Origin of the sequence: Pseudomonas sp. DE0010 (assembly GCF_007680745.1) — a bacterium.
GTDB lineage: Bacteria > Pseudomonadota > Gammaproteobacteria > Pseudomonadales > Pseudomonadaceae > Aquipseudomonas > Aquipseudomonas parafulva_B.
The window spans coordinates 1-258 of the sequence record NZ_VEJQ01000237.1 but is presented as its reverse complement, the minus strand read 5'-3'; the positions used below and the strand labels follow the sequence as shown (position 1 = coordinate 258).

General features: G+C 60.5%; 1 protein-coding gene. It reads left to right on the top strand.

Annotated elements, in window-relative coordinates; genetic code table 11:
* A partial coding sequence (locus tag FS767_RS22380; protein WP_144968267.1) for a YDG domain-containing protein occupies nt 1-258 on the top strand: 258 nt, incomplete at both ends.

The window sequence follows — 258 nt, the reverse complement described above, 5'->3', positions numbered from 1 at the left end:
GGCGAAGAATCAGGCAACTACAGCTTCGACACCACCGCCGAAATCGGCAAAGCCAACATCGACCGCAAGGTTCTGACTGGTAAGGCCGAGGTGGCCAACAAGGTCTATGACGGCGGCACTACTGCGCAATTGAGCGATCTGGACCTGGTTGGTGTGGTCGATGGTGACGAAGGCAAGGTAGCCGGCACCGGCACCACCGGCGCATTCGTGGACAAGAACGCTGGCACCAACAAGTCGGTCACCGGCGCAGGCGTTGCC